The sequence below is a fragment of the Petrachloros mirabilis genome, from assembly GCF_975968855.1.
The window spans coordinates 1-3827 of sequence record NZ_CDLUDY010000097.1; the positions used below are offsets into that span (position 1 = coordinate 1).

Genomic DNA, 3827 nt, shown 5'->3' on the forward strand with positions numbered 1-3827 from the left:
CAAGTGGTGCGAAGCCCATGACGCCTGCGATGTCCGGCGCCGGAGACGGTGACTACGTCGGCGTACCGACTGGCAGCCGGAGACGGTAAACGGTACAACAGGTTCCTATCGAAAGAAGGATACAACGAATATGCCTCGCGAATTGAACATGATTCAGACTCCGACATCCGGCGGAAGCGATGCCTGTACCTACATGTGGGCCTGCGCGATCTGCGACGAAAACGAATCCTGTCAGAAGGACAAGGAAGGGCATAGCCGCTGGTTGGTGGCGAAGCGAATGGAGCGGATCGAGTACAAGGTTCTGATCATGAGCAACAAGGGGGGCGTGGGAAAAAGCACCTGTACGACCAACCTCGCCGTGAGTCTGGCGCTGAAAGGCTGGCACGTCGGGATTTGCGACATGGATATCCACGGCCCGAACATTCCGAAAATGGTCGGTGCGGAAGGGCAGAAGCTGAAGATCAGCACGTCCGGCGGCATCATCCCCTTTCAGGCCTACAATCTCAAGATTGCGTCGATGTCGTTCCTATTGCAGAATCCGGACGATCCCATCATCTGGCGCGATGCCTATAAGTATGAATTCATCAACCAATTGCTTGGCGGGGTGGAATGGCAGGATTTGAATTTCTTGCTCATCGATCTTCCTCCCGGTACCGGCAACGAATCGGTCACGACGATCGATTTGTTGGGCAACGTCAGCGGAGCGGTGATTATTACGACGCCGCAGGAGGTGGCGTTGCTGGATTCCCGCAAGTCCGTGACGTTCTGCAAAGACAGCGAAGTGCCGATCATCGGTATTGTGGAGAATATGAGTGGGCTGGAGTGCCCACATTGCCACAGCCATATAGAAGTGTTCAGAAAGGGTGGCGGAGAAGCGTCGGCGCAGGACATGGGTGTCCCCTTTCTCGGGCGTATTCCCTTGGACCCAGAAGTCGTTACGCAATCGGATGCTGGTGAACCGTTCGCCATGTTCTACTCGGATACACCGACGGCCGAGGCCTATCATGAGATTGCGAACAAAGTTGAAGCGTTCTGCAAGAAGAGCGGGTCACTCGTGAACGTTGCGCCCCGCAGGCATCCATAGGATTAAAGGAAGGTATGAAGGCCAAAGATGCGACTCAGGGCTTGACGCCACTCGAAGAAGCCCAGAAGACCGTACTCGATTCCACTCCTATTTTAGGGCTGGAAAAAATCTCGCTTCTCGATGCGTTCGGACGCGTGCTCGGCGAGGACATTGTGGCCGAACGCGACAATCCTCCATGGGACAACAGCGCCATGGATGGATTCGCGGTTCGTTGGGAGGACATAAAGCAGGAGCATGCTATTCAAAAACCGGTCACATTGACGGTGATTGAAGACGTCCCGGCGGGCAAAATGCCTGAGAAAACCGTCAGGCAGGGGCAAGCGATCCGCATAATGACTGGCGCGCCGGTTCCGAAGGGTGCCGATACCGTCTTAAAAGTCGAAGATACGGAGCATACCCCCGACTCTGTTCGCGTCTTTAAACCGGAATCCAAAGGAGCAAACATTCGTCCGCAGGGCGAAGATGTGAAAAAGGGGGAGCGGATTATCTCCAAGGGGACGGTCATTCGTCCTGGAGAAGCGGGGATGCTGGCCATCCTGGCCAAGTCATTCGTGTTTGCTTATCAACGACCCCGCGTTGCCATCTTGTCTACCGGAGACGAGCTGGCAGATTTAGATGAACGTTTCAGCGAAGAAAAAATCATCAACTCAAACAGCTACGGTATCGCGGCGGCTGTGCAGGATGCAGGGGGAATTCCTTTTCTTCTCGGCATCGCCAAGGACAATCCGACAGCCCTCAAAGAAAAAATCTCACACGGATTGACGGCGGACATCCTGGTGCTTTCCGGCGGCGTCTCTATGGGTGACTACGACTTTACGAAAGCTGTGTTTCGTGATCTCGGAGCAGAAATGAATTTCTGGAAGCTTGCGATCAGGCCGGGCCAACCCCTCGCGTTTGGAAAAATCCAGGGCAAGCTGGCATTTGGTCTTCCCGGGAATCCCGTGTCCTCCATGGTAACGTTTGAGCAGTTGGTCCGCCCGGCCATGCTCAAGATGAGCGGACATCGAAGCTATGGACGGCCGGTTGTCCAAGCCGTTTTTCTTGAAAAGTTTACCAAGCGTACGGACCGCCGCCATTTCCTCCGCGGGGTGCTCACGAGGGAAGACGGAACCTTTAAGGTGAGGACCACCGGAGATCAAGGATCCGGTATCCTCACATCGATGGTCAAGGCGAACTGTTTGATCGACATCCCGGTCGAAGTGGAACGGCTGAATCCAGGAGATCTGGTTCCCGTCCAGTTACTGAGCGGTGAAGCCTGGTCCAGCCACGACGGCCATGTCCATACGGGGCCGCATCGACTCTCCTGTTGTTGAGGCGCGAAAGGAACTTTTCACCATGGCCGTGCCGATCGTCTGTTTTGTCGGGCGCTCCAACAGCGGGAAGACCACGTTTATTGAACGAGTGATTCCGGAACTTGTTCGCGCGGGTTACAAGGTTGCGACGGTTAAGCATGCAGGACATGGTTTCGATCTTGACACGGAAGGGAAGGATAGTTGGCGTCACAAACAGGCCGGGGCCAGCAGTGTCGTGATTCTGTCGAAGGGTGCGATGGCCATGTTTGCGGACGTTTCGGACCAGATGAACGTCGAGGATGTGCGCGACCGATTCCTGGATCATTCATATGATCTTATTATCGCCGAAGGCTGGAAGAACGAAGGCTATCCGAAGATCGTCATCATCCGCGAAGAAGTTGGCGAGATTCCGATTTCGCCGGAAGGCCTGTTGGCGGTTGTCTCCGATAAGCCGGTTGATGTGAATGTGCCGGTATTCGATCTCAACAATGTATCCTCGGTGGCGTCGCTGTTGATGGAGCGGTTCCCCTTGAAACGTGCTCGTTCGGAGCATGAACTGGACGTCTAGGACCACAATCGTCCTGGTTGTGATCGTCGGAGCCGTTGCGATCGGCGGTTTCGGCATTCCTCTGACAAACCATCCAAAGTTCTGTGCAAGCTGCCATACAATAGCTCCTTCCTATGAGAGCTGGGTCAAGTCGTCACATAAAGAGGTGACGTGCGTGGCCTGCCATGTGAGACCTGGTGTCGAGGGGTGGTTGCATGATAAGGCATGGAACGGCACGAAGGATACGGTGATTTATCTTTTCGGGACTCCGCCAGATCCGAATGAACTGAGGGCCCATGTCGATTCTGACGTATGTCTCGGGTGTCACCGCCACATTCTGCGGGTGTCTGAGATCGCTCCGCGTGACCTGCCGCCTCTGGCAAAGAATGTCGGCCTTATTATGAGTCATCGTAAGCACATGGAGGCTTTTTCAGCAAGAGGGCGGGGGGAGGGTTGCACGACATGCCACTCCGGTGTGGTGCACGATCAGCCGATCAAGGGCTATCCGATCGTGATCCCGCGCGGGCACGTTTCGGCGGACAGCAAGCCGTGGCATCCGGATCGTCCGGAGGGGTCCTATCTTTACACGAGGGCACTCAACGACTGTTTCCGGTGCCACGACGGAAAAGCCGAACATCAGGGCAAGGTGCTCAGTCGAAAGTGTGAAACCTGTCATCTGCCGGAAAAAATCGCAGATTTTCTTTCCTTCTAAAGGCCAGCGTCAGTATCCGATGACCACACCTGTTCTTGAAGTCACGAATTTGACCAAGCATTTCGGCGAATTCGTTGCCGTGAACGACCTGTCTTTTTCCATCAAACCCGGAGAGATTCTTGGTCTTTTGGGCCCGAACGGTGCCGGGAAAACCACGACGATGCATATGCTGCTTGGATTGATTACTCCGAC

At 54.8% G+C, this 3827-nt stretch carries 5 protein-coding genes; all 5 read left to right on the plus strand.

Annotation, left to right across the window (positions count from 1 at the left end; translation table 11 throughout):
• Positions 1 to 130 precede the first annotated feature (130 nt).
• On the plus strand, positions 131 to 1084 hold the full coding sequence (locus ACWVCN_RS03965; protein ID WP_455244218.1) for an Mrp/NBP35 family ATP-binding protein: 954 nt from the start codon (positions 131 to 133) through the stop codon (positions 1082 to 1084).
• A 14-nt stretch (positions 1085 to 1098) separates the two neighbouring features.
• Positions 1099 to 2397 (plus strand): molybdopterin molybdotransferase MoeA, encoded by a 1299-nt coding sequence (locus tag ACWVCN_RS03970; RefSeq protein WP_455244219.1) that lies wholly within the window; start codon positions 1099 to 1101, stop codon positions 2395 to 2397.
• Between the two features lie 22 nt (positions 2398 to 2419).
• Entirely contained in the window at positions 2420 to 2944 is a 525-nt protein-coding gene (gene mobB, locus ACWVCN_RS03975; RefSeq protein ID WP_455244220.1) for a molybdopterin-guanine dinucleotide biosynthesis protein B, read from the plus strand.
• Positions 2928 to 3635 carry a cytochrome c3 family protein gene (locus tag ACWVCN_RS03980; RefSeq protein WP_455244221.1) on the plus strand — a complete coding sequence of 236 codons (708 nt, stop codon included), beginning with the start codon at positions 2928 to 2930 and terminating at the stop codon, positions 3633 to 3635. The genes mobB and ACWVCN_RS03980 overlap by 17 nt, the downstream gene beginning before the upstream one ends.
• A 19-nt stretch (positions 3636 to 3654) precedes the next feature.
• A partial coding sequence (locus tag ACWVCN_RS03985; protein WP_455244222.1) for an ATP-binding cassette domain-containing protein occupies positions 3655 to 3827 on the plus strand: 173 nt, incomplete at its 3' end.

Coding starts and splice junctions, on each gene's coding strand:
- ACWVCN_RS03965 (WP_455244218.1), top strand. CDS start 131: ATGCCTCGCGAATTGAACATGATTCAGACTCCGACATCCGGCGGAAGC.
- ACWVCN_RS03970 (WP_455244219.1), top strand. CDS start 1,099: ATGAAGGCCAAAGATGCGACTCAGGGCTTGACGCCACTCGAAGAAGCC.
- ACWVCN_RS03980 (WP_455244221.1), top strand. CDS start 2,928: ATGAACTGGACGTCTAGGACCACAATCGTCCTGGTTGTGATCGTCGGA.
- mobB (WP_455244220.1), top strand. CDS start 2,420: ATGGCCGTGCCGATCGTCTGTTTTGTCGGGCGCTCCAACAGCGGGAAG.